At 41.2% G+C, this 20,988-nt stretch carries 18 protein-coding genes and 1 pseudogene; 16 read left to right on the top strand and 3 right to left on the bottom strand.

The annotated features are described in order from the left end of the window. Positions 1-417: 417 nt before the first annotated feature. Entirely contained in the window at positions 418-1,413 is a 996-nt protein-coding gene (locus CWM22_11195; GenBank protein ID AUC92421.1) for an alpha-ketoacid dehydrogenase subunit beta, read from the top strand. A 222-nt stretch (positions 1,414-1,635) separates the two neighbouring features. Here CWM22_11195 and CWM22_11190 read toward each other — a convergent pair whose 3' ends face one another. Further along, positions 1,636-1,845, bottom strand: a complete 210-nt coding sequence (locus CWM22_11190; GenBank protein ID AUC92420.1) for a hypothetical protein — start codon at positions 1,843-1,845, stop codon at positions 1,636-1,638. A gap of 55 nt (positions 1,846-1,900) precedes the next feature. On the opposite strand from CWM22_11190, the gene CWM22_11185 reads away from it, so the two are divergent. The 5 genes from CWM22_11185 to CWM22_11165 all read left to right on the top strand — a co-directional run bounded on the left by CWM22_11185 (position 1,901) and on the right by CWM22_11165 (position 9,643). After that, entirely contained in the window at positions 1,901-3,286 is a 1,386-nt protein-coding gene (locus CWM22_11185) for an iron ABC transporter ATP-binding protein (protein ID AUC92419.1), read from the top strand. 269 nt (positions 3,287-3,555) lie between these two features. Beyond that, positions 3,556-5,316 (top strand): dihydrolipoyl dehydrogenase, encoded by a 1,761-nt coding sequence (gene lpdA / locus CWM22_11180; GenBank protein AUC92418.1) that lies wholly within the window; start codon positions 3,556-3,558, stop codon positions 5,314-5,316. Positions 5,317-5,664: 348 nt separating this feature from the next. Beyond that, positions 5,665-6,510 (top strand): Cof-type HAD-IIB family hydrolase, encoded by an 846-nt coding sequence (locus CWM22_11175; protein ID AUC92417.1) that lies wholly within the window; start codon positions 5,665-5,667, stop codon positions 6,508-6,510. Positions 6,511-6,689: 179 nt separating this feature from the next. Beyond that, complete coding sequence (locus tag CWM22_11170; GenBank protein ID AUC92416.1) at positions 6,690-7,523, top strand: transcription antiterminator BglG; 834 nt, start codon at positions 6,690-6,692, stop codon at positions 7,521-7,523. 209 nt (positions 7,524-7,732) lie between these two features. Beyond that, entirely contained in the window at positions 7,733-9,643 is a 1,911-nt protein-coding gene (locus CWM22_11165) for a PTS beta-glucoside transporter subunit IIABC (protein ID AUC92415.1), read from the top strand. 47 nt (positions 9,644-9,690) lie between these two features. Here the strand turns inward: CWM22_11165 and CWM22_11160 are convergent, their stop codons facing one another. Together CWM22_11160 and CWM22_11155 are read right to left on the bottom strand one after the other, a co-directional pair. Next, positions 9,691-10,020 carry an antibiotic biosynthesis monooxygenase gene (locus tag CWM22_11160; GenBank protein AUC92414.1) on the bottom strand — a complete coding sequence of 110 codons (330 nt, stop codon included), beginning with the start codon at positions 10,018-10,020 and terminating at the stop codon, positions 9,691-9,693. Positions 10,021-10,269: 249 nt separating this feature from the next. Then, positions 10,270-11,184: an AraC family transcriptional regulator gene (locus tag CWM22_11155; GenBank protein ID AUC92413.1), complete on the bottom strand. Its 915-nt coding sequence runs from the start codon at positions 11,182-11,184 to the stop codon at positions 10,270-10,272. 109 nt (positions 11,185-11,293) lie between these two features. Between CWM22_11155 and CWM22_11150 the strand changes: the two genes are divergently transcribed. From CWM22_11150 to CWM22_11105, 10 genes and pseudogenes are all read left to right on the top strand, one after another. Further along, positions 11,294-12,778: a 6-phospho-beta-glucosidase gene (locus CWM22_11150; protein ID AUC92412.1), complete on the top strand. Its 1,485-nt coding sequence runs from the start codon at positions 11,294-11,296 to the stop codon at positions 12,776-12,778. A gap of 239 nt (positions 12,779-13,017) precedes the next feature. Then, positions 13,018-13,401, top strand: a pseudogene (locus CWM22_11145) (glyoxalase). Between the two features lie 153 nt (positions 13,402-13,554). Continuing rightward, the gene (locus tag CWM22_11140; GenBank protein ID AUC92411.1) at positions 13,555-14,988 is read left to right on the top strand and encodes a 6-phospho-beta-glucosidase; all 1,434 of its coding nucleotides are present in this window, start codon (positions 13,555-13,557) and stop codon (positions 14,986-14,988) included. Positions 14,989-15,069: 81 nt separating this feature from the next. Further along, positions 15,070-15,309, top strand: a complete 240-nt coding sequence (locus tag CWM22_11135; GenBank protein ID AUC92410.1) for a hypothetical protein — start codon at positions 15,070-15,072, stop codon at positions 15,307-15,309. Positions 15,310-15,532: 223 nt separating this feature from the next. Beyond that, a complete protein-coding gene (locus CWM22_11130; protein AUC92409.1) occupies positions 15,533-15,871 on the top strand; it encodes a hypothetical protein in 339 nt (112 codons plus the stop codon). Positions 15,872-16,048: 177 nt separating this feature from the next. After that, the gene (gene celB / locus CWM22_11125; protein AUC92408.1) at positions 16,049-16,363 is read left to right on the top strand and encodes a PTS cellobiose transporter subunit IIB; all 315 of its coding nucleotides are present in this window, start codon (positions 16,049-16,051) and stop codon (positions 16,361-16,363) included. 46 nt (positions 16,364-16,409) lie between these two features. Then, positions 16,410-18,383, top strand: coding sequence for a transcription antiterminator BglG (locus tag CWM22_11120; protein AUC92407.1), 1,974 nt, complete (start codon positions 16,410-16,412; stop codon positions 18,381-18,383). Positions 18,384-18,393: 10 nt separating this feature from the next. Next, complete coding sequence (gene celC / locus CWM22_11115) at positions 18,394-18,708, top strand: PTS cellobiose transporter subunit IIA (GenBank protein AUC92406.1); 315 nt, start codon at positions 18,394-18,396, stop codon at positions 18,706-18,708. A gap of 14 nt (positions 18,709-18,722) precedes the next feature. Continuing rightward, the gene (locus CWM22_11110; GenBank protein AUC92405.1) at positions 18,723-19,235 is read left to right on the top strand and encodes a hypothetical protein; all 513 of its coding nucleotides are present in this window, start codon (positions 18,723-18,725) and stop codon (positions 19,233-19,235) included. A gap of 20 nt (positions 19,236-19,255) precedes the next feature. After that, positions 19,256-20,605, top strand: coding sequence for a PTS cellobiose transporter subunit IIC (locus CWM22_11105; protein ID AUC92404.1), 1,350 nt, complete (start codon positions 19,256-19,258; stop codon positions 20,603-20,605). Positions 20,606-20,988: the final 383 nt, after the last annotated feature.

Below are 20,988 nucleotides of genomic sequence, written 5' to 3'. Positions count from 1 at the left end.
AGTTCATCTTTTTTCCGAGTTTTTAGACCGAACACGATTGTAACGTAAGAAGTTTGACTAAGCTCTAAAGAAGCAAGTCAAACTAGGGTAGCCACTATGGTGGACTACCTACTTACGGGAGGAGAACAAAGTTCTCCCTATTGGGAGACCTCCAAACATTTCCCAAATGTTTGGAGCTAACTTCGCCTATTCAGCAATATCGGCTGAATAGTCTCCGTGTCGTAAGTGATGTGATTAGTTTGACTACGTTCTAAATAGCAAGTCAAACTAGGGTAGTTCACCAAGGTAGACTACCTACTTAAGTTCGAGTACAATTCTAAGGTGTCTTAAGCTGGGACAATAAACAATTACATCGTTGTAATTGTTTGGTTTTCCTTAGTTCAGTATAGATAAATTGATATAAATTAGGAGTAAAAAATGGCTGAAACAAAAGTAATGGCCTTGCGTGAAGCGATTAACTTGGCTCAAAGCGAAGAAATGCGTAAGGATGAAAAAGTATTCTTGATGGGGGAAGACGTCGGTATCTACGGCGGTGACTTCGGTACATCTGTTGGTATGTTGGACGAGTTTGGTCCAAAACGCGTTCGCGACACACCTATTTCTGAGGCTGCAATCGCTGGTTCTGCGGTTGGTGCGGCTCAAACTGGCCTTCGTCCAATCGTTGACTTGACTTTCATGGACTTCATCACAATTGCCCTTGATGCAATTGTTAACCAGGCTGCCAAAACAAACTACATGTTTGGTGGTGGCTTGAAAACACCTGTAACCTTCCGTGTGGCTTCAGGTTCAGGTATCGGTTCTGCTGCCCAGCACTCGCAATCTCTTGAAGCTTGGTTGACTCATATTCCAGGTATCAAGGTGGTTGCACCTGGTACAGCTAACGATGCAAAAGGTCTCTTGAAATCATCTATCCTTGACAACAACCCAGTTATCTTCTTGGAACCAAAAGCTCTTTACGGTAAAAAAGAAGAAGTAAACTTGGATCCAGATTTCTACATTCCACTTGGTAAGGGTGAAATCAAACGTGAAGGTACTGATGTAACCATTATTTCATACGGTCGTATGTTGGAACGTGCCTTGAAAGCAGCTGAAGAAGTGGCTGCAGAAGGCATCAGCGTAGAAGTGGTAGATCCACGTACCCTTATCCCATTGGATAAAGAATTGATCATCGAATCTGTTAAGAAAACTGGTAAGGTTATCTTGGTCAACGATGCTTACAAAACAGGTGGTTTCATCGGTGAAATCGCATCCATCATCACAGAAAGCGAAGCCTTTGACTACTTGGATGCACCAATCATCCGTATCGCTTCAGATGATGTACCAGTTCCTTACGCAAACATTCTTGAAAACGCAGTATTGCCAAACGTAGAGAAAATCAAAGCGGCAATCTATAAGCAAGTAAACAAGGGTTAATCTTATCGTCATCCGCATATCTTTTCTGGCTGTGTTGATTTGGCTTGCCTAACGTAAGTTATGCCTGCACCAAATCGCCTTGTCAGAAAAGCAATCGGAAAGACAATAACCCTAATGGGAGTGGGAAAGAACTCGACCAAGATAAAAAGAGTTCGTCTTCCCACCCCCCCGCACAGTTGATTAGGCCAGATTTGGAGTGCAAAACACGAACAAATCTGCCAATCAACCACTGCGCTGAGATGTTGACACGAACTCTGAGTAGTGGTTCTGGGCTTTTTGCCCAGCCTCGACTAAGAATGCTTGAAAAAGAATTAAGCCACTTCGATTATCGAAGTCTGGTTTGGTTCTTGACAAGGTAAGAAACTGAAAGAAAGGAATTGAACACGAACTAAATGCTCGGAATTTAGATAGTCCGCCTTGGATGTGAAGCATCCTGCGTTGGACTCCTAAAATTCGGTCGCATTTGGACGTTCTTTGTATCATAATTATGGCTATTGAAATCATTATGCCTAAGCTCGGTGTGGACATGCAAGAAGGTGAAATCATCGAGTGGAAAAAACAAGAGGGCGATTTCGTCAATGAAGGCGACGTCATCTTGGAAATGATGTCTGACAAGACCAGCATGGAGCTGGAAGCAGAAGAGTCAGGCGTCCTATTGAAAATTGTTCATGGAAACGGTGCTACTGTTCCCGTAACAGAAGTTATTGCCTACTTGGGTGCTGAAGGTGAGACAGTTGAAGCAGGAGCTTCATCTGCTCCAGTTGCTCCTGCTGCAGCAATCGAAGAAGTGCCTGCAGGTCGTACACCTGTAATCGTTGCTCCTGCAGCGGCTGCCAAACCTCAAGGTGGTGGCAAGGTTCGTGCGACTCCTGCAGCACGTAAATTGGCGCGTGAGCTTGGAATTGACTTGGGTCTTGTTCCAGGAACAGGTGCTAACGGCCGTGTTCACAAGGTTGACGTTGAAGACTTCAAGGGAGCAGCTCCAAAAGCAACTCCGCTTGCAGCCCGTATTGCAGCAGACCAAGGTGTTGATTTGTCAACCCTTACAGGTTCAGGTGTCAATGGTAAGATTGTCAAGGACGACGTTCTTGCAGTACTTGCTCCTGCAGCTGTAGAAACTGCTGCTCCAGCACCGAAAGCAGAAGAGAAACCAGCTAAAGAATTGCCAGAAGGCGTTGAAATCATCAAGATGAGCCCAATGCGTAAAGCGATTTCAAAAGGTATGGTCAACTCTTACTTGACAGCTCCAACCTTTACGCTTAACTACGATATTGACATGACCAACCTCATGGCACTGCGTAAGCAGGTTCTTGAGCCAATCATGAACAAGACTGGTTTGAAAGTGACATTTACTGACTTGATCGGTCTTGCGGTTGTTCGTACTTTGATGAAAGAAGAACACCGTTACATGAACGCATCTTTGATTAACGATGCACAAGAAATCGAATTACACAAGTTTGTCAACCTTGGTATCGCAGTAGGTCTAGATGATGGCTTAGTGGTGCCAGTTGTTCATGGTGCAGATAAGATGAGCTTGTCTGACTTCGTGGTGGCTTCAAAAGATGTCATCAAGAAGGCTCAATCTGGTAAGTTGAAGGGTGCAGAAATGTCAGGTTCTACCTTCTCTATCACCAACTTGGGTATGTTCGGTACTAAGACCTTCAACCCTATCATCAACCAACCAAACTCAGCCATCCTTGGTGTTGCAGCAACTGTTCAAACACCAGTTGTTATTGACGGTGAGATCAAAATCCGTCCAATCATGGCACTCTGCTTGACCATTGACCACCGTATTGTTGATGGTATGAATGGTGCTAAGTTCATGGTTGACTTGAAGAACTTGTTGGAAAACCCATTGGAATTGTTGATTTAATATAAGATGTAATAGGCGTTAAGAAAACCGTATGAAAATAGGAAATCAACGATGTGCCTTGAGGCACGAGGCGATTTATCTTTTTCAATAGGTTTTTAGCCTGTGCTCAATTTGGTAAAGAGAAAAAACAAAGAAAGGATGTAGAACGAGTTCGTGACATTTGAACACGAACTAAATGCTTCGGAATTTAGATAGTCCGCCTCGGATGCAAGCATCCTACGTTGGACTCCTAAAATTCTGTCGCATTTGACGTTCTTTGTATCATAACTATGGCAATTGAAATTATTATGCCGAAACTTGGTGTAGATATGCAAGAAGGCGAAATCATCGAGTGGAAAAAACAAGAGGGTGATTTTGTCAACGAAGGCGATGTTATCTTGGAGATGATGTCAGACAAGACAAGCATGGAATTGGAAGCAGAAGAATCAGGAGTTCTTTTGAAAATCGTTCACGGTAACGGTGCAACAGTTCCTGTAACGGAAGTCATTGCTTACCTTGGTGCAGAAGGCGAAACAGTTGAAGTTGGTGCTGCACCTGCTCCAGCTGAGGTTGCTCAAGCAACTGCTGACTTGAAAGCAGCTGGTTTGGAAGTGCCTGCAGCTCCTGCAGCAACTCCACAAGCTCCTAAGGCTGAATTGGCGGCTGACGAGTATGACATGGTTGTTGTCGGTGGTGGTCCTGCTGGTTACTACGCTGCCATTCGCGGTGCTCAACTGGGCGGTAAAATCGCTATCGTTGAGAAATCAGAATTTGGCGGTACCTGCTTGAACAAGGGTTGTATCCCAACTAAGACCTACCTTAAAAACGCTGAAATCCTTGACGGCTTGAAGATTGCGGCTGAGCGTGGTATCAACCTTGCTTCAACAAACTACACCGTTGATATGGACAAGACAGTTGACTTCAAGAACAAGGTTGTGAAGACATTGACTGGTGGCGTTCAAGGTCTCTTGAAAGCTAACAAGGTAACAATCTTCAACGGTCTTGGTCAAGTAAATCCTGACAAGACTGTTGTCATCGGTGACAAGGTCATCAAAGGTCGTAGCATCATCCTTGCAACAGGTTCTAAAGTATCACGCATCAACATCCCAGGTATTGATTCTAAGCTGGTATTGACTTCTGATGATATCCTTGATTTGCGTGAAATTCCTAAGTCACTCACTGTTATGGGTGGTGGCGTTGTCGGTGTGGAACTTGGTTTGGTTTATGCATCATACGGCACAGAAGTAACAGTTGTTGAAATGGCTGACCGTATCATTCCAGGTATGGACCGCGAAGTATCTGTTGAATTGCAAAAAGTCCTTTCTAAGAAAGGTATGAAATTCTTGACATCAGTTGGTGTATCTGAAATCGTTGAAGCCAACAACCAGTTGACCATCAAGTTGAACGACGGCTCAGAAATCGTTTCTGAAAAAGCCCTTCTTTCAATCGGTCGTGTACCACAATTGGCTGGTCTTGAAAATCTTAACCTTGAATTGGATCGCGGTCGTATCAAGGTCAACGAGTACCAAGAAACATCAATCCCAGGTATCTACGCCCCAGGTGATGTCAACGGTACTAAGATGTTGGCTCACGCTGCTTACCGTATGGGTGAAGTGGCAGCTGAAAATGCTATTCACGGTAACCACCACAAAGCGAAGTTGGACTTCACACCTGCAGCGGTTTACACACACCCAGAAATCGCTATGGTTGGTTTGACAGAAGACCAAGCTATCGAGAAATACGGTAAAGAAAACATCCTTATCGGTCGCAACAGCTTTACTGGTAACGGTCGTGCCATTGCTTCTAACGAAGCACATGGTTTCGTAAAAGTTATCGCTGAGAAGAAATACCATGAAATCCTTGGTGTTCATATCATCGGACCAGTTGCAGCTGAAATGATTAACGAAGCAGCAACTATCATGGAATCTGAGTTGACAGTTGACGACGTGGCAGCATCCATCCACGGTCACCCAACCTTCTCAGAGGTTATGTATGAAGCCTTCCTTGATGTTCTTGGTGTTGCAATCCACAACCCACCAAAACGGAAATAATATAGCATTCAGTTTATCTTTTATTACTTCGTTAACTCGATTTGCCGTACTCTACAGAAGCGACTTGCCTCGCAAGTCCTATTTCCAACCTAGAACAGCCTTGAGGCTGTTCTAGCAACCTGCATCTTTTGATGCGAACGCAGTTCGCCTTATTTCCAACCTCCAACTATCTCCCAGATAATTGGAGCTAGTACTAAATGCAAACTGAAATGCTAACATCTAAAAGAAAGTCCATGTGGCTTTCTTTTTGTATGTTCATAGGATAGTATCAATCTTTCGCAGTTTTTGACTGTTATTTGATAGAAAAATAGACTATACTTGTAGTAGAAAAAGGCAAGGAGAAAACAGATGCGCAAGATTATTTTTTTAGATGTGGATGGAACCTTGGTTGACTATCATAATCGGATTCCAGAATCTGCCATTCGTGCTATTCGACAGGCCAGAGAAAATGGACACCTGGTCTATGTTTGTACTGGTAGGAGTCGAGCTGAAATGCAGCCAGAACTATGGGAGATTGGTCTTGACGGAATGATTGGTGGCAACGGCTCTTATGTCGAGCATCAAGGTCAGGTCATCATGCACCAGCTCCTATCAGAAGAGGATAGCAGAGCGATTGTGGACTGGCTCCATGAACGCGGCTTGGAATTTTACCTGGAAAGCAACAACGGCCTCTTTGCCAGTGAAAATTTCCGTGAACGTGCCCGTGAAACCCTGCGAATTTATTCCATGAACAAGGGGAAAACTGCAGAAGAGGTGGCCAATCAAGAAGTAGAAGATGTCATACACGGGATGGTGTTTGATGGAGAATTGTATCGAGATGATTTGAATAAAGTCAGTTTTGTACTCGACTCCTACCAGGATCATTTGGATTCCAAGCAAGCCTTTCCGCAACTGGTCGCAAACACCTGGGGAGGTCGCGGGGAGTCAGCTCTCTTTGGTGACTTGGGGGTGAAAGACATCGACAAGGCCCATGCTATTTCTGTTTTGCTGGACCATTTGGGTGCTAGTCAGGCCGATACTATCGCCTTTGGTGACGCTAAAATTGATATTTCCATGCTGGACTATTGTGCAGTTGGAGTGGCTATGGGCAATGGCGGAGCGGAAATCTTGGCTATGGCAGATATGATAACGGACGATGTAGAAGAAGATGGCCTCTATAATGCCTTTGAACGATTGGGACTACTTGACAAGTAGCTCTCAGAATAAATCATAGCAAATCTTGCAAAACCGCTTACAATCTGATAAGATAAGAGTAGGATTGTTACTGATAAGCAGGCAAAACCTAAGCAGATAGTGAAGGGTCTGGGAACAGCCTTATTTGCTATGTGTTTGGGTTCTTTTTTATCAGTAGAGTAATGAGGTGGTGAAAATACATGCATATAGATAAAGTCTACAACAATAACGTTGTTCAAGCGATTGATGATCAAGGAAGTGAACTGATTGTCATGGGGAAGGGATTAGGTTTTCAGAAAAAAGCAGGGGAAGAATTAGACACCAGCAAAATCGAGAAAACCTTTGTGCTACAAAATGACTACCAACAATCAGATTTATCGAGTCTGTACCTGCAAATGGAGAGCAGTGAAGTCGAAGTAGTCAATGCCATTATCAATAGGGCAGAAGAAACTTTAGAAGTTCAGTTTGATTTGTCTTTGTATCTAGCCTTAGCAGACCATTTACATTTTGTATTTCAGCGATGCCGTGAAGGTATCTTTATTGAGAACCCGCTGTCTTGGGAAATCCGTAAATTTTACCCCAAGGAATACCAGATTGGTTTGCGGTCTCTTGATTTAGTCAAAGAAAAATTAGGTTTGGAATTGGAGGTGGCGGAAGCTTCTTCCATTGCTCTCCACCTGATCAATGCTCAGAAGAATGGTGCTTTTGGCAAGGAAAACCAAACCATTAGTAAAATCGTGACTCAGATTTTAGACATTGTCCGCCTTCATTTTGGTAGTGTGACCTACGAGGAGGATACCAGCTACCACCGCTTTGTAACGCACGTCCAGTATTTTGCACAACGGGTGGCAAATGGTGTGGTTGAAGGAGTCAATGATGCCTTTCTCTATGAGCAGGTCAAGGCTAATTATCCAGATGCCTTTGCTTGTACGGAGAAGATTCGTCAGCATATCAGTCAGGTTTATGACTTTCAAATGTCCAAAGACGAGCAGGTCTACCTGACCATTCATATCCAACGATTGAAGGTCAGCTAGACAAAATTAGCGAAAAAATCAAAAAAACTTTAGAAAACGCTTGCAAAACAATTTGCAATGTGTTATCATAAATTTATCAAAAGGATTGTTACTGGTTAGCAGGCAAAACCTAAATATATACAAGATACTCTTTTTGACGTAGTTCAAGGGGCAGTGTTTGGTATATGTTTAGGTTTTTCTGTTTTTCCAGAAAAGAAAGGAGCCGAAAAATGGCTAAGGATTATACAGATTTAGCTACAGATATTGTAGCTCATGTTGGTGGAAAAGAAAACATCAGCAGTTTGAAACACTGCGTGACTCGTCTCCGTTTTGGTCTCAAGGATGAGAGCAAGGCTGATACAGACTACTTGAAGGCGCGTGATGGCGTTGTGACAGTAGTTCAAGCAGGTGGTCAATACCAAGTGGTTATCGGGAACCATGTACCAGACGTTTATGCGGCTGTGCAAAAAGTTGCAGGGATTTCAGGAGATGGCGCCTTGGATATTGATGAAGGTGACGGACTAAAAGGAAATCTCTTTGAACGCTTTATTGATTTGTTATCAGGTATCTTCCAAGCCTTTTTGGGACCTTTGGCTGCTGCTGGTATCATTAAAGGTATTGTTGCCATTATGGCTTCGCGAGGCTTGACGAGTGATAATAGTGCTATATATGCTATCTTAAATGCGGCAGGTGATGGTTTCTTCCAATACTTACCATTGTTAGTGGCTCTGACATCTGCTCGCAAGTTTAAGATGAATGAATTTACAGCCCTAGCAATCGGTATGGCCTTGATTTACCCAACCTTGCCAGGATCGCTTGCAGCATTGAAAGAGGCAGGACTGGATAATGTATTTGGTATTCCATTTGTTTTACCAACAGCAGGTAGCTACTTGTCAACGGTTATCCCAGCTATTCTCGCAACGTGGGTGGCTTCAATTATTGAGAAAAACATCCGTAAAGTAACACCAGATGTTGTCAAACTCTTTGTTGTTCCATTTGTAACTATCTTGCTTGCTGTTCCATTGACCTTCTTAGTGGTTGGTCCTGTCGCAAACTTCATCTCTGATGTCTTGTCAAATGCATTTACTGCAATCATGAACTTTAGTCCATTGCTCTATGGTTTGATTCTTGGTGCGACTTGGCAAGTTTTGGTTATGTTTGGAATGCACTGGGCAGTTGTCCCATTGGCAATTATGCAAGTAGCATCAAACGGTATGTCTTCAATTCTTGTACCAGCCTTACTTCCAAACTTTACACAGACCGGGGTTCTTTTGGCAATCATGTTGAAGACCAAGGAGTCTAAGGTTAAAACAGTTTCTATGCCTGCATTGGTTTCATCTATTTTTGGTGTGACTGAGCCAGCTATCTACGGTGTGACCCTTCCAATGAAAACACCGTTCTTTATCTCATGTGCTGTTTCAGGTGTGATTGGTGCTGCCACTATGTTCTTCAATGTAACAGGTTACTCTGTAGGTGGTATGGGTGTCTTCTTGTATCCGTCTCTAGTTAATCCAGCAAACGGTGATATGTCAGGTATGAATGCTGCCATTATTTTGACAGTAGTTGCAATCGTCGCATCCTTCGCTATCCAAATGGCGCTTCCAGTACCTTACTTATATGGAGAACCAACTGAAAAAAAGTCCGTTGAAGAAACAAAGGAGTCTGTTCCAGAATTAAAAGAAATCAAGCAAGAGATTATTGCTAGTCCACTAATCGGTAAAGTAGTTAAATTAGAAGGTGTTCCTGATGCAGTCTTTGCTTCAGGTGCAATGGGTAAAGGGATTGCTATCGATCCCCTAGATGGTATCCTTGTTTCTCCAGCTAAGGCTGAAGTAACTCTTGTATTCCCAACCAAACATGCTATTGGGCTTCGAACGGAAAATGGGGCAGAGCTTCTCATCCATATCGGTATGGACACAGTCTCTCTAGCTGGTAAAGGCTTTGAATCCTTCGTCCAAGTAGGTGACCAAGTTGAAGCAGGACAAAAATTGCTAGAATTTGATCTCCACCAAATCAAAGCAGCTGATCTACCGGTCATCACTCCAATTATCGTGACCAATACAGCTGACTATGAGGACATCTTGGTAACCCAAGAAAGCCAAATCAACAGTGGTGATTACCTGTTGACAACGGTGAAATAAAAAATAAAGTGGTTGGCATTGCCGACCACTTTATCTTTGTATCTTGTTTAGCGTTGAAGAAAATCCTTATCTCGCTCAGGAATGCCTGTCTCATCACTCCTATATCGTTCAGCGGTGACAGTCAGCTGGTACTTACTGCGTAAGTCTAAGATTTCCTGCATCATTGGAGAAGCATGGTGGATATCCAGAGCGGCTTGGTCTGTCCAGCTATCAACCAAGAGGATAGAATGGGGATCATCGAGCGGTGCAAAGTATTGGTAACACCGGTTACCAGCCTGCTTGCGAATGCGGTCGGCAATGCCACTAGCCTCCATTTCCTTAGCGAAGGAGCGTGCATTGCTAGCTGGTCCAGTGTAGTAGAGGTGCATGGTAATCATAGCATAAGATATAGAGGGCGCTAAGCGGACACAGACAAAATATAGTCTTTTAGTTTACTTTTAGTACTAGGAAATGAGCTGCAGGCAGTACTGTAGTACGGCAAAGCGAATGAACGAAGTAATAAAAGAAAAACTAAATGACGTAGGAAACAGAACGACGACGCAAGTGTCCAGTTCTCGTTTATCTTTTTGGCACAGTCCGTAGCCCGTATTCAGTTCAACCAAATACGGAGGCCCTAGTCCTTTCTATTATTTATTAAAATTAGTATAGGCCCTATTCTTCCGCAATTGTTTGCGGTAGCTACTAGGTGTAGTATGGTAGTATTGCTTGAACTGGCGGTTGAAGTTGGACAGGTTATTAAAGCCAACTTCGGTCGCAATTTCAAGCACAGGCTTGAGAGTGTTTGTCAGGAGCTCAGTAGCTGCCCGCAGTCGGACTTGGATGATAAATTCCATACAGGAAGTTCCTGTTTGTTGCTTGAAGATTGTCATAAAATGGGTTTTTGTATAGCCCATTTGCTCTGCTAGCTGCTCGATGGTGAGATTTTCTGCATAATGTTGTTGGATGTATTCTATCAATAACCGCAGTTTTTCATTTTTCCGATACATATCATCGGTATTTTTCCGGACAATGTAGCGGTAGCGGTAGAGCAGGTAGAAGAAGTCAAAGAGTCGGCTCTTGAGAGGCAGTTCAAAGTACGGTGGCTGGTGTCTGACCAACTCAAAAATGGTGAGCAGGCATTGTCTAATCTCTGCGTAGCCAGGGTCTTGGGGCTGGATGCGTGGAATACACTTGAAAACATCTGTCTGTAAGGGTTGCAGGTAGAGCATACTGGTCTGATCTAGGTGAGATGCCCCCAGCATATCCAAGTGAAAGAGAAGAGTATCCGTTTCATGTCCCCGTTGTTCAATCGGATGGATGGAATGCAGTGCATTGGGCCGCATGAGAATAATATCACCAGCCTGACTATTGAAATAATCATAGTCGATATGGTAACGGGCTGTCCCTCCGTAAACATAGTTGATTTCAAATTCATTGTGCCAATGAAAGAGAATGTCAGGAATACCATCCATGACACAGGTATGGTAATACTTGTAGGGCAATAAACGACTATCGTAATCAATGGCGTGCTTAAACTGTTTATCCGTTAATGGCGGTTGCATACCTTCCTCCTTTTCGTAGGATAGTATCATTATAGCATATTATTTGAGAAGAAAAGGGTTTCAAATCTGTTTATACTATATTTGTTAGAAAAAATAAGGGAGAAGTAAGATGTCACGTTTTCCAAAAAAATTCCTCTGGGGAGGAGCTATTGCAGCTAACCAGGCAGAAGGTGCCTATAATGTGGACGGACGCGGTTTAGTCCAGACAGACGTTACAACAGGAGGATCTGTCAACAGCCCCCGCTATACAACCTACATTGATAAGGACGGCAAGCCAGGTAAATATGCTTCCATGGGACATTTGGGAGGTCATCTGCCAGAAGGGGCGACCTATGCCGTCCTAGAAGACCACTATTATCCAAACCACAAGGCTGTGGACTTCTACCACCGCTATAAAGAAGATATCAAGCTCTTCGCAGAAATGGGTTACTCCGTTTTCCGCTTGTCGATTTCATGGGCACGGATTTTCCCAAATGGTGATGATGCAGAGCCAAACCAAGCAGGTCTTGATTTCTATCGTTCAGTTTTTGAAGAATGTCGCAAATATGGCATTGAGCCATTGGTTTCCATTTGGCATTTCGATACACCTTTGAGCTTGGAGCAACGCTATGGTGGTTGGAAAAATCGTAAGCTCGTTGATTTTTATGTCAAGTATGCAGAAACCATTTTCAAGGAATACAAGGGTCTCGTTAAATACTGGTTGACCTTCAATGAAATTAACGGCGGTATCATGTTCTTGGATCTCTTTGGTGATGAGATGACTGACCAGGATTATCAAGATGCCTACCAAAGCCTTCACCATCAATTTGTTGCCTCAGCCAAGGCTGTTCAAATCGGGCATGAGATTGACCCAGAATACAAGATTGGGAACATGATTTGTGGTATTACCTTCTACCCTGGCACCTGTGACCCAGCAGATATCCTTGCCAACCAACACGCTTGGGAGCAAAATATCTACTATTGTGGTGATGTACAGGCCAAAGGAAAATATGGTACCTACGCTAAACGCCTCTGGGCAGAGCATAATGTGGTGGTTGAGATGGCTGAGGATGACTTGGAAGTTCTGGCCAAAGGGAAAGTCGATATGTACACCTTCTCATACTATATGTCTACCGTTGTGACTACCCACACATCTGAAGACACGGTTTCAGACAATTTCTCAGCAGGAGCCAAAAATCCTTACTTGACTTACTCAGACTGGGGTTGGGCACACGATCCATCTGGACTCCAATACTACCTTGAAAAAATGTATGATCGCTATGAAATTCCACTCATGGTTGTAGAAAATGGTTTAGGAGCCTTTGATACAGTTGAAGAAGACGGCTCTATTCACGATGATTACCGTATTGACTACCATCGTGCCCATGTCAATGCCATGGCAGATGCCATTGCCAATGGTGTTGATTTGATTGGCTATACGACTTGGGGCTGTATTGACCTAGTATCAGCAGGAACAGGTGAAATGCGAAAACGCTACGGCTTTATCTACGTTGATATGGATGATGCTGGAAATGGGACACTTGCTAGAACACCAAAAGATTCATTCTACTGGTACAAGAAAGTCATTGCCAGCAATGGTGAGGATGTAGAATAAGGAAGACGGCAATTAGCCGTTTCAGATTGAAGAAAAAGTCCATTTTGGACAATTTTCTTCAATCTTTTTTTCTTTATGTTGAAAATTAAAAACTCTCAGAAACGCCGAAAAATCAATGTTTCTAAGAGTTTAATGACTTGCTATCTTTCGCAAACTTCTTCAATTTTTTATATTTTTAGGAGTTTGTCTACGTTCTGAGACGGCATTTTGCCGTTTTTCTCTTAGGGAAAGGTTTGAAAATGAAAATAGAACATGTAGCAATCTACACTCAGGATTTGGAAGGTATGCGTAATTTCCTTGAAAACTATTTCAATGCACATCCAATCAGCTCTACTATAATCTAAAAACCAGTTTCAAGTCCTATTTTCTTACCTTTGAAGACGGGGCTCGTTTGGAAATTATGACCAGAGACGATGTGGTCGACAAACCAAGTCAACTCAATTATCTAGGACTCATTCATTTAGCCTTTAGTCTAGGGAGTGAGGAAGCTGTGGATGAAGTTAACAGAGCGACTTGTTGCTGCAGGCTACTTACTTCTTAGTGGACCACGAATAACTGGGGACGGCTACTATGAATCGTGTGTGTTGGGATTTGATGATATACAAATTGAATTAACAGTGTAATGTTGGCAAGTAATACTGCTAGGTCAATGTTTAACGAATTAGCTTTCAAGTCTCATTCATTAGCAATTTCCTTACTGTTACGGAAAAAACTGCAGTGGTTATTTTTGTAACCGTTTGCTAAACTAATAACTATAAAATATACAGGAGGCAATTATGTCTAAATTACCTAAAAATTTTTTATGGGGTGGAGCAGTAGCAGCTCACCAACTTGAAGGTGGCTGGCAAGAAGGTGGAAAAGGGATTTCTGTAGCAGATGTGATGACTGCTGGGAGACACGGGGTACCTAGAGAAATTACAGCTGGCGTATTAGAAGGAAAATATTATCCGAATCATGAAGCGATTGATTTCTATCACCGCTATAAAGAAGATATTGCACTCTTTGCTGAGATGGGCTTCAAGTGTTTCCGTACTTCAATTGCATGGACACGTATTTTTCCAAAGGGCGACGAACTGGAACCAAATGAAGCTGGCTTGCAGTTTTATGATGACTTATTTGATGAGTGTTTAAAATATGGGATTGAACCTGTTGTTACCCTATCACACTTTGAATTGCCTTACCATCTGGTAACTGAGTATGGTGGTTTTAGAAATCGTAAAACCATTGAGTTCTTTGTTCGTTTTGCAGAGACTTGCTTCCGTCGTTACAAAGACAAGGTCAAATACTGGATGACATTTAACGAGATTAATAACCAAGCAAATTATCAGGAAGATTTTGCACCTTTTACCAACTCAGGTATTGTTTATCAAGAGGGGGAAAACCGTGAAGCAGTTATGTATCAAGCGGCTCATTATGAATTGGTGGCTTCTGCACGTGCCGTTAAGATTGGGCATGAGATTAACCCTGATTTCCAGATTGGTTGTATGATTGCCATGTGTCCGATATATCCTGCGACTTGCAAACCATCTGATATTTTGATGGCACAAAAGGCCATGCAAAAACGGTATTACTTTGCAGATGTTCATGTGCATGGTTTCTACCCCGAGCATATCTTGCGCTACTGGGAAAGAAAAGGTATTAGCGTTGATTTCACAGAGGAAGATTGCGAAGATTTGCTAGAAGGAACAGTTGATTACATCGGTTTCTCATACTATATGAGTTTTGCTATTGATTCCCATCGTGAGAATAACCCTCACTATGACTACCTTGAGACAGAGGACTTGGTGAAAAATACCTATGTGAACGCTTCTGATTGGGAATGGCAAATTGATCCCGAAGGATTGCGCTATGCATTAAACTGGTTTACAGATATGTATCATCTGCCACTTTTTATCGTAGAGAACGGTTTTGGTGCAATTGACCAAGTTGAAGAAGATGGCATGGTGCATGATGATTATCGCATTGACTACCTTGGAGCACATATCAAGGAGTTTATCAAAGCAGTTGATGAGGATGGGGTTGATTTGATGGGATATACTCCATGGGGTTGTATCGATCTGGTGTCAGCAGGGACAGGTGAAATGCGCAAACGCTATGGCTTTATCTATGTTGATAAAGATGATGAAGGCAATGGAAGCTATGCCCGTTCTCCTAAACGCTCATTCGCATGGTATAAAAATGTCATCGCAACAAATGGTGAGGAAGTTTAATGAGAAGACCTCTGTAGCGTAATGGCTACAGGGGTCTTCATTTATGTTTTTTAGTATTGGTATGTTAAAGGAGAAAATTGTATGGTTGGTTTTATCGCAGCTTGCTTAACTACCTTTGGATTTGTACCTCAGGTTATCAAGGTAGTTAAGACAAAGGATACAGAGTCGATTTCGTTAGGAATGTATATGATGTCTGTGATAGGGATGTCCTTATGGTTGTTCCATGGTATTATTCAAGGAGATACGGCCCTCATTATTGCTAATAGCCTATCTGTAACATTAGTAGGTATTATTTTGGTCTATAAATTAGTTTACAAATAATGCACTATTCCATCGATAAAAGAATTTTTAGCAACAGTGAAAAACATTGAAAATGCTTGACTTTTTCTGTGAAAGGAATATAATGATGACAAATAAATATTGGAAGTGTGATTACCATGTTATTTGTACCACTTTTTTTAAGGTTTAACCTTTTTAAACCACCAAGATAAGTGTTTTTTCTAGTTGTTTGTAAGTGTATCGTATCTTGGAAAAGAGGTTTATTATGGAATCTATAGTTGGAATAATTGTTATTGTAGTTGTTATGGCTGTTCTGGTTTATTTATTGATTAATATGTGGAAAATCAGAGCGACTTCAGCTGGTCAGACGGATGACACTACGCTATACTTTGTAAGATTTAAGGGGGTAAATCCGCCAGATTTAGCAAATAGTAGTGTTTTTAATCAAGTAGCCAAAATCAAATGTGCTAAAGGAGATACCTATCAAGTCACTTCAACAGTCAATGATGTGAAACTGAGAGACGTGATTATGGATGAGTTTCAGCTCAAATCTTCTGAGGTTGTAGTTTACTATCCTCCTCGTCTTTTCTTTTATGCATCATAGTGGCAACTCTTCGGAGTTGCTATTTTTTTGTTTCTGGAGAGTAGCGGAAAAGCGGTTTATTTTAGTAGCGAAATTTCCGTAGTGGTAAGGAAATACTTCCTATGGAAAATGTAAGCGTGTTCATGTAAAATAAAATCATAACAAAAGTAAATAATAAAATAGTTGGAGGAAAATCCTATGGTAAAAGCTTTGATTATCTGTGCAGGAGGCATGTCTTCTTCACTTATTGCAAAAAAAACACAAACTCTTTTGGAAGAACAAGGGCATACAGTAGAAATGAATGCTGTCGGTGTTCCAGAAGGTGGTAAAAAAATAAATGCGGCAGAGTATGACTTGTACTTGATTAGCCCGCAGACAAAAATGCATTTTAAGCAATTTGAAGAAGCAGGTAAGAAGGTAGGGAAGCCAGTTGTCCAAATTCCACCTCAAGCCTATATTCCAATTCCGATGGGAATTGAAAAAATGGCTAAATTGGTCTTGGATAATATCTAGTTCTTTGCTATCATAGATGGTATATTGATTTGAAAAGAGGCTAGTTATGCTAAATACTAAGGAAAAAATGATATTACAGTATCTTTATCAGCACCAGAATGGTTTTTCAACCAGTAAAGTATTGGCAGAGCATCTTTCTTATACGGATCGTACCATCCGAACCTATATCAAAAAATTAATTTCCGAAATATCCGAGGAAGAAACAGGTTTTGCGATTTTATCCAAACAAGGTTATGGCTATCAGCTTCGAATTAGCGATGAGGAAAAATACCATCGTTTCTTATCTGAAAACCAACTAGTATTTGGGGTGGATTATAGTGATGCAGAAAATCGCCATAAACAAATCCTGAATAAATTGATATTTGAAGAAGAATGTATCTTATTTGATGATTTGGCGGACCAGCTGTTTGTCAGTAGATCAACCTTGTCTCATGATTTCAAGCACATTAGGGAGCATCTTGCTTCTTATGGTTTGAGCATCGAGAGCAAGCCCTATAAGGGAGTCTATGTGGTTGGTGAAGAACGTCAAAAACGTCACTTCATCATGGACTATTTCTTTAGTGAACATTTTTATCAGAATATCCATCATTTTTTATCCAATGATAAAAGTCTAGCCTTACCTCTATCTTTTGAAGAGCTAACAATTGTAGTCTTAGATGAGTGTCGTGATAGTCAGTTGAAACTATCTGATTATATTATCCAAAATTTAGTTATTCATTTAGGTTTAGCTATCCAACGCTATCAAAAAGGTTTTACAATTTCTCCTGTCACCATCGATAAGGAAAAGTATGCTGAAGAATTGGCAGTAGCTACAAAGATTGCTAGGCGATTATCCCATCGACTGGAACCTCAGAATAGGTTTCCTGAGGAAGAAGTGGTCTACATTGCTCTACACTTGATTTCAAAAACACAATTAGAGGTGGAGAAGTCATCGGACCGCCTCTTGTTGCGCCAAGAACTTTTTGAAGTTTTAGGGCGTTATGATGATGAATATGGTTATCAATTTTCACATGATTTTTCCTTGATAGAAGGTTTGCTAACACATCTGGAGGTTCTCATAGAACGACTCCGTCACAATCTCCATATTGATAACCCCCTACTTGATGATATTAAAACAACTTATCATGATATCTTCGATTTGACACAATCACTAATGGCTGAACTTTCAGTTTTTCACTCTTATAGCTTGTCCGAGTCAGAAATTGCCTATGTAGCTCTACACTTGATGGCTTCCTTGGAACGGCAAAAAGAAAAATACAAATTAAATGTTCTGGTTATCTGTGCAACAGGCTACGGTAGTGCTCAGATGCTGAAAAATAGGATTAAAAATGAACTTGGGCAACAGGTGTCCATATCAGATGTCATCGGTTACTATGATTTAGATAATCAAAAGTTGCAGGGGATAGATGTGATAATGTCAACCATCGACTTATCTGGTTTGGTGTTTAAGGTCCCTGTTATAACTGTCAGTGTCTTTTTAACAGATCAGGAAGTTAAGGAAGTTAAACAACGATTGGCGGACTTGAGACCTAGTCTCCAAAAAACACAGGTAGTGGAAAGAGAGAGTAACTTGGAGAAATACTTTGATCAGTACTTCTCAGAACAACGATTTTTAGTTGTTGAGTCAGCTGAAAAAGAAATGTTATTAAAGCAAATGATTTCACAGTTGGAGAGCGAAGGTCTTGGAAATCACCAGGAATTTTATAAATTAATTGAGGCGCGTGAAAGCTTGAGTACATTGGTATTTGATAAAGATATAGCTGTTCCTCACCCCCTAAAACCCATTAGCGAAAAGCACATGATTTCTGTTGCGGTTATAAAAAATGGTCTATATTGGGAAGAAGACTATGGGCAGATTAGATTGGTTTTCTTAGTGAGTCCATCTATATATACAAATGAAGGTCTATCAACCATTACCAATCGATTGGTAGATTTGGTAGATTTACCAGAAGTCAAGAAAGACATAATAAACTCTCCTGATTTTGAAACATTCAAACACGTTTTTTTACAAAGAGAATAGAAGGTGACATATGAATACAGAAGAATTACAAATGGCTGCATTTGGGATCATCCTCAGTAGTGGCAATGCAAGAAGTGTTATCCACGAAGCTTTTGCTGCTATGAGAGAAGGTGATTATGATAAGGCAGAAGAGTTATTGGAAGCAGCCAATGCTGACATGCTTGAAGCCCACCATTCTCAAACGGGTCTCTTACAGGAATACGCAAGCGGTACTGAAGTGAAGGTAGAGATTATTATGGTTCATGCGCAAGATCATTTGATGACAACAATGACTTTACGTGAGGTAGCGCTTGAAATGTTAGCTTTGTATCGTAAAGTTGGTTAGAAAGAGGATATGGGATGAGTAAGGGAATGGCAAGTAAAAAGCTACAGAAAACACCAGAACAATTAAAACAAGAGTCTAAACGCAAAAGTCAGCTCTTTAATCGCTATATGCTGTTTCGTTATAGTTTAGCAGTGTTCTTCTTTGCAAATCTATACTGGCTTCTGGTTCAATTATTTCAACCAAGTTTGTATCTAATCCTGCCCTCGCTTATGCTGATTGCAATAATCATTGCGACGGCAGAACAATTTAAGTTGTATAGTGCTGAGGAGTCTCGATTGACAAAGACAGAATTTGTATTAAGGGCACAAGCAATCTTGCAAGGGTTAATTGTGGTTTTAGTGATTTTGGGTCATATCTCAACCCTCTTTCCAACTTTTTCAAACCATACATCTGCTAAACTCTTTGTTATTGGCTTGCAGTTGTTAGGTCTTGCTTTAGTTGTTCTCAATATAAAAAGGTTGGAGCAGGTAAAGCAAAATACCGATAAATACTACCTACGTTTTCAAATAATAAGAAAATATCTTTAAAATTTTAGGAGGGTCTTCTCATGGAAGAACAAAAAGGGTTCTTTGGACTATTAGATAAATATCTGATGGGACCAATGGGTAAACTGGCATCTTACAAAGTTGTACGTGCCATCACAGCTGCAGGTATGGCTGCCGTACCATTTACGATTGTTGGTTCGATGTTCTTGGTTTTCAGTATCTTACCACAGGCATTTTCATTCTGGCCAGTTGTTGCAGATATTTTTGCGGCATCATTTGATAAATTTACCCCACTCTATATGGTTGCTAATACTGCTACTATGGGGGTGCTATCACTTTATTTTGCACTTGCTATTGGATATGAATTGACAAAAATTTACGCTGAGGAAGAAGAACTTAATTTGACTCCGCTTAATGGGGCGCTCTTATCCCTCTTTGCTTTCATCATGACCGTTCCTCAAATTATTTTTGAAGAAGGCGCGATGTCGGCAGTCAGCTCTCTTGAAGAAGGCGCAATAATTGTTGATGGTTGGGCAATGGGTGGTGGCGTAACACGCTTTGGTACAACGGGTATATTTACGGCAATCATCATGGCTGTTGCGGCAGTTCTGCTATATCGGATGTGCGTGAAAAATAATTGGGTTATCAAAATGCCCGATTCAGTACCAGAGGGTGTATCACGCGGATTTACAGCTTTGATTCCTTCATTTGTCGTAGCCTTCTTTGTAATTTTCTTGAACGGTGTATTGGTTGCGCTTGGTACTGATATATTTAAAGTTATTGCAATTCCATTTAGCTTTGTTGGAAATTTAACAAATACTTGGATTGGTTTAGTTATTATCTACTTGTTGACTCAGGCACTTTGGGTAGTAGGTATTCACGGTGCAAATATCATCTTTGCTTTTGTTAGTCCAATTGCACTTGCAAATATGTCTCTTAATGCAGCTGGTGAACGAATGATTGTTGCAGGGGAGTTCTCAAATATGTTTGTCATTGCAGGTGGTTCTGGTGCAACACTTGGGCTATGTATTTGGTTAGCTACTCGTGCTCGTTCTGAACAATTGAGTGCGATTGGTAAAGCAGCAATTGTTCCGGGTATTTTCAACATCAATGAACCACTGATTTTTGGTTTGCCAATCATCTATAATCCAGCACTTGCAATCCCATTCATGCTTGCTCCAATTGCATCTATGACAGTGTATTACTTCTCTATGAAGTTGAATCTTATCAATGCAGTTGTTGCTCAAGTACCATGGCCAACTCCAGTTGGTATCGGTGCCTTCCTTGGTACAGCTGACTGGCGTGCAATTGTTGTTTCAATTGTTTGTGCAGTTGTTGCCTTCCTTGTTTACTATCCATTCATTCGTGCATACGATAAACAGTTGCTAAAAGAAGAAGCGGCAAATGCTTAAACTAGAGAAACTCCTTGACTTCTTCTAAGTCCAAGGAGTTTTTCTATAAGAGAATATCAGGAGACATTGTTAGATAAACATAAGATAGTATCATATTTGCTTTCTTCTTTCTAATCAGAGGAGTTGAGGTAGGGCAAGAGAAGAAGATTTTTTTAGCTGACTTGATGAAGCGACTATCAATACACATGGAGGTTTAAAAAATCTCTACTACTTTTGCTAATACTGATTGAGAGAAAACCTCTCACTTGTTACAAGTTTTAATTGGGATATTATCTAATGTTTTAAGATTAGTGATAATTGGAAATAGCATAGAATAGTATCAGTTTGGCATATTATCACGTAGGAATGAATGGAGTTCTTTTGCTATTATATAGCTAATAAAG

The sequence above is a fragment of the Streptococcus suis genome, assembly GCA_002831545.1.
Lineage (GTDB): Bacteria > Bacillota > Bacilli > Lactobacillales > Streptococcaceae > Streptococcus > Streptococcus suis_P.
This window is presented reverse-complemented; position numbering and strand designations above follow the sequence as displayed.

Bases quoted from the DNA above. Each gene is read 5' to 3' on its own strand.
- CWM22_11195 (AUC92421.1), top strand. From the start codon at position 418: ATGGCTGAAACAAAAGTAATGGCCTTGCGTGAAGCGATTAACTTGGCT.
- CWM22_11190 (AUC92420.1), bottom strand. From the start codon at position 1,845: ATGCTTCACATCCAAGGCGGACTATCTAAATTCCGAGCATTTAGTTCG.
- CWM22_11185 (AUC92419.1), top strand. From the start codon at position 1,901: ATGGCTATTGAAATCATTATGCCTAAGCTCGGTGTGGACATGCAAGAA.
- lpdA (AUC92418.1), top strand. From the start codon at position 3,556: ATGGCAATTGAAATTATTATGCCGAAACTTGGTGTAGATATGCAAGAA.
- CWM22_11175 (AUC92417.1), top strand. From the start codon at position 5,665: ATGCGCAAGATTATTTTTTTAGATGTGGATGGAACCTTGGTTGACTAT.
- CWM22_11170 (AUC92416.1), top strand. From the start codon at position 6,690: ATGCATATAGATAAAGTCTACAACAATAACGTTGTTCAAGCGATTGAT.
- CWM22_11165 (AUC92415.1), top strand. From the start codon at position 7,733: ATGGCTAAGGATTATACAGATTTAGCTACAGATATTGTAGCTCATGTT.
- CWM22_11160 (AUC92414.1), bottom strand. From the start codon at position 10,020: ATGATTACCATGCACCTCTACTACACTGGACCAGCTAGCAATGCACGC.
- CWM22_11155 (AUC92413.1), bottom strand. From the start codon at position 11,184: ATGCAACCGCCATTAACGGATAAACAGTTTAAGCACGCCATTGATTAC.
- CWM22_11150 (AUC92412.1), top strand. From the start codon at position 11,294: ATGTCACGTTTTCCAAAAAAATTCCTCTGGGGAGGAGCTATTGCAGCT.
- CWM22_11140 (AUC92411.1), top strand. From the start codon at position 13,555: ATGTCTAAATTACCTAAAAATTTTTTATGGGGTGGAGCAGTAGCAGCT.
- CWM22_11135 (AUC92410.1), top strand. From the start codon at position 15,070: ATGGTTGGTTTTATCGCAGCTTGCTTAACTACCTTTGGATTTGTACCT.
- CWM22_11130 (AUC92409.1), top strand. From the start codon at position 15,533: ATGGAATCTATAGTTGGAATAATTGTTATTGTAGTTGTTATGGCTGTT.
- celB (AUC92408.1), top strand. From the start codon at position 16,049: ATGGTAAAAGCTTTGATTATCTGTGCAGGAGGCATGTCTTCTTCACTT.
- CWM22_11120 (AUC92407.1), top strand. From the start codon at position 16,410: ATGCTAAATACTAAGGAAAAAATGATATTACAGTATCTTTATCAGCAC.
- celC (AUC92406.1), top strand. From the start codon at position 18,394: ATGAATACAGAAGAATTACAAATGGCTGCATTTGGGATCATCCTCAGT.
- CWM22_11110 (AUC92405.1), top strand. From the start codon at position 18,723: ATGAGTAAGGGAATGGCAAGTAAAAAGCTACAGAAAACACCAGAACAA.
- CWM22_11105 (AUC92404.1), top strand. From the start codon at position 19,256: ATGGAAGAACAAAAAGGGTTCTTTGGACTATTAGATAAATATCTGATG.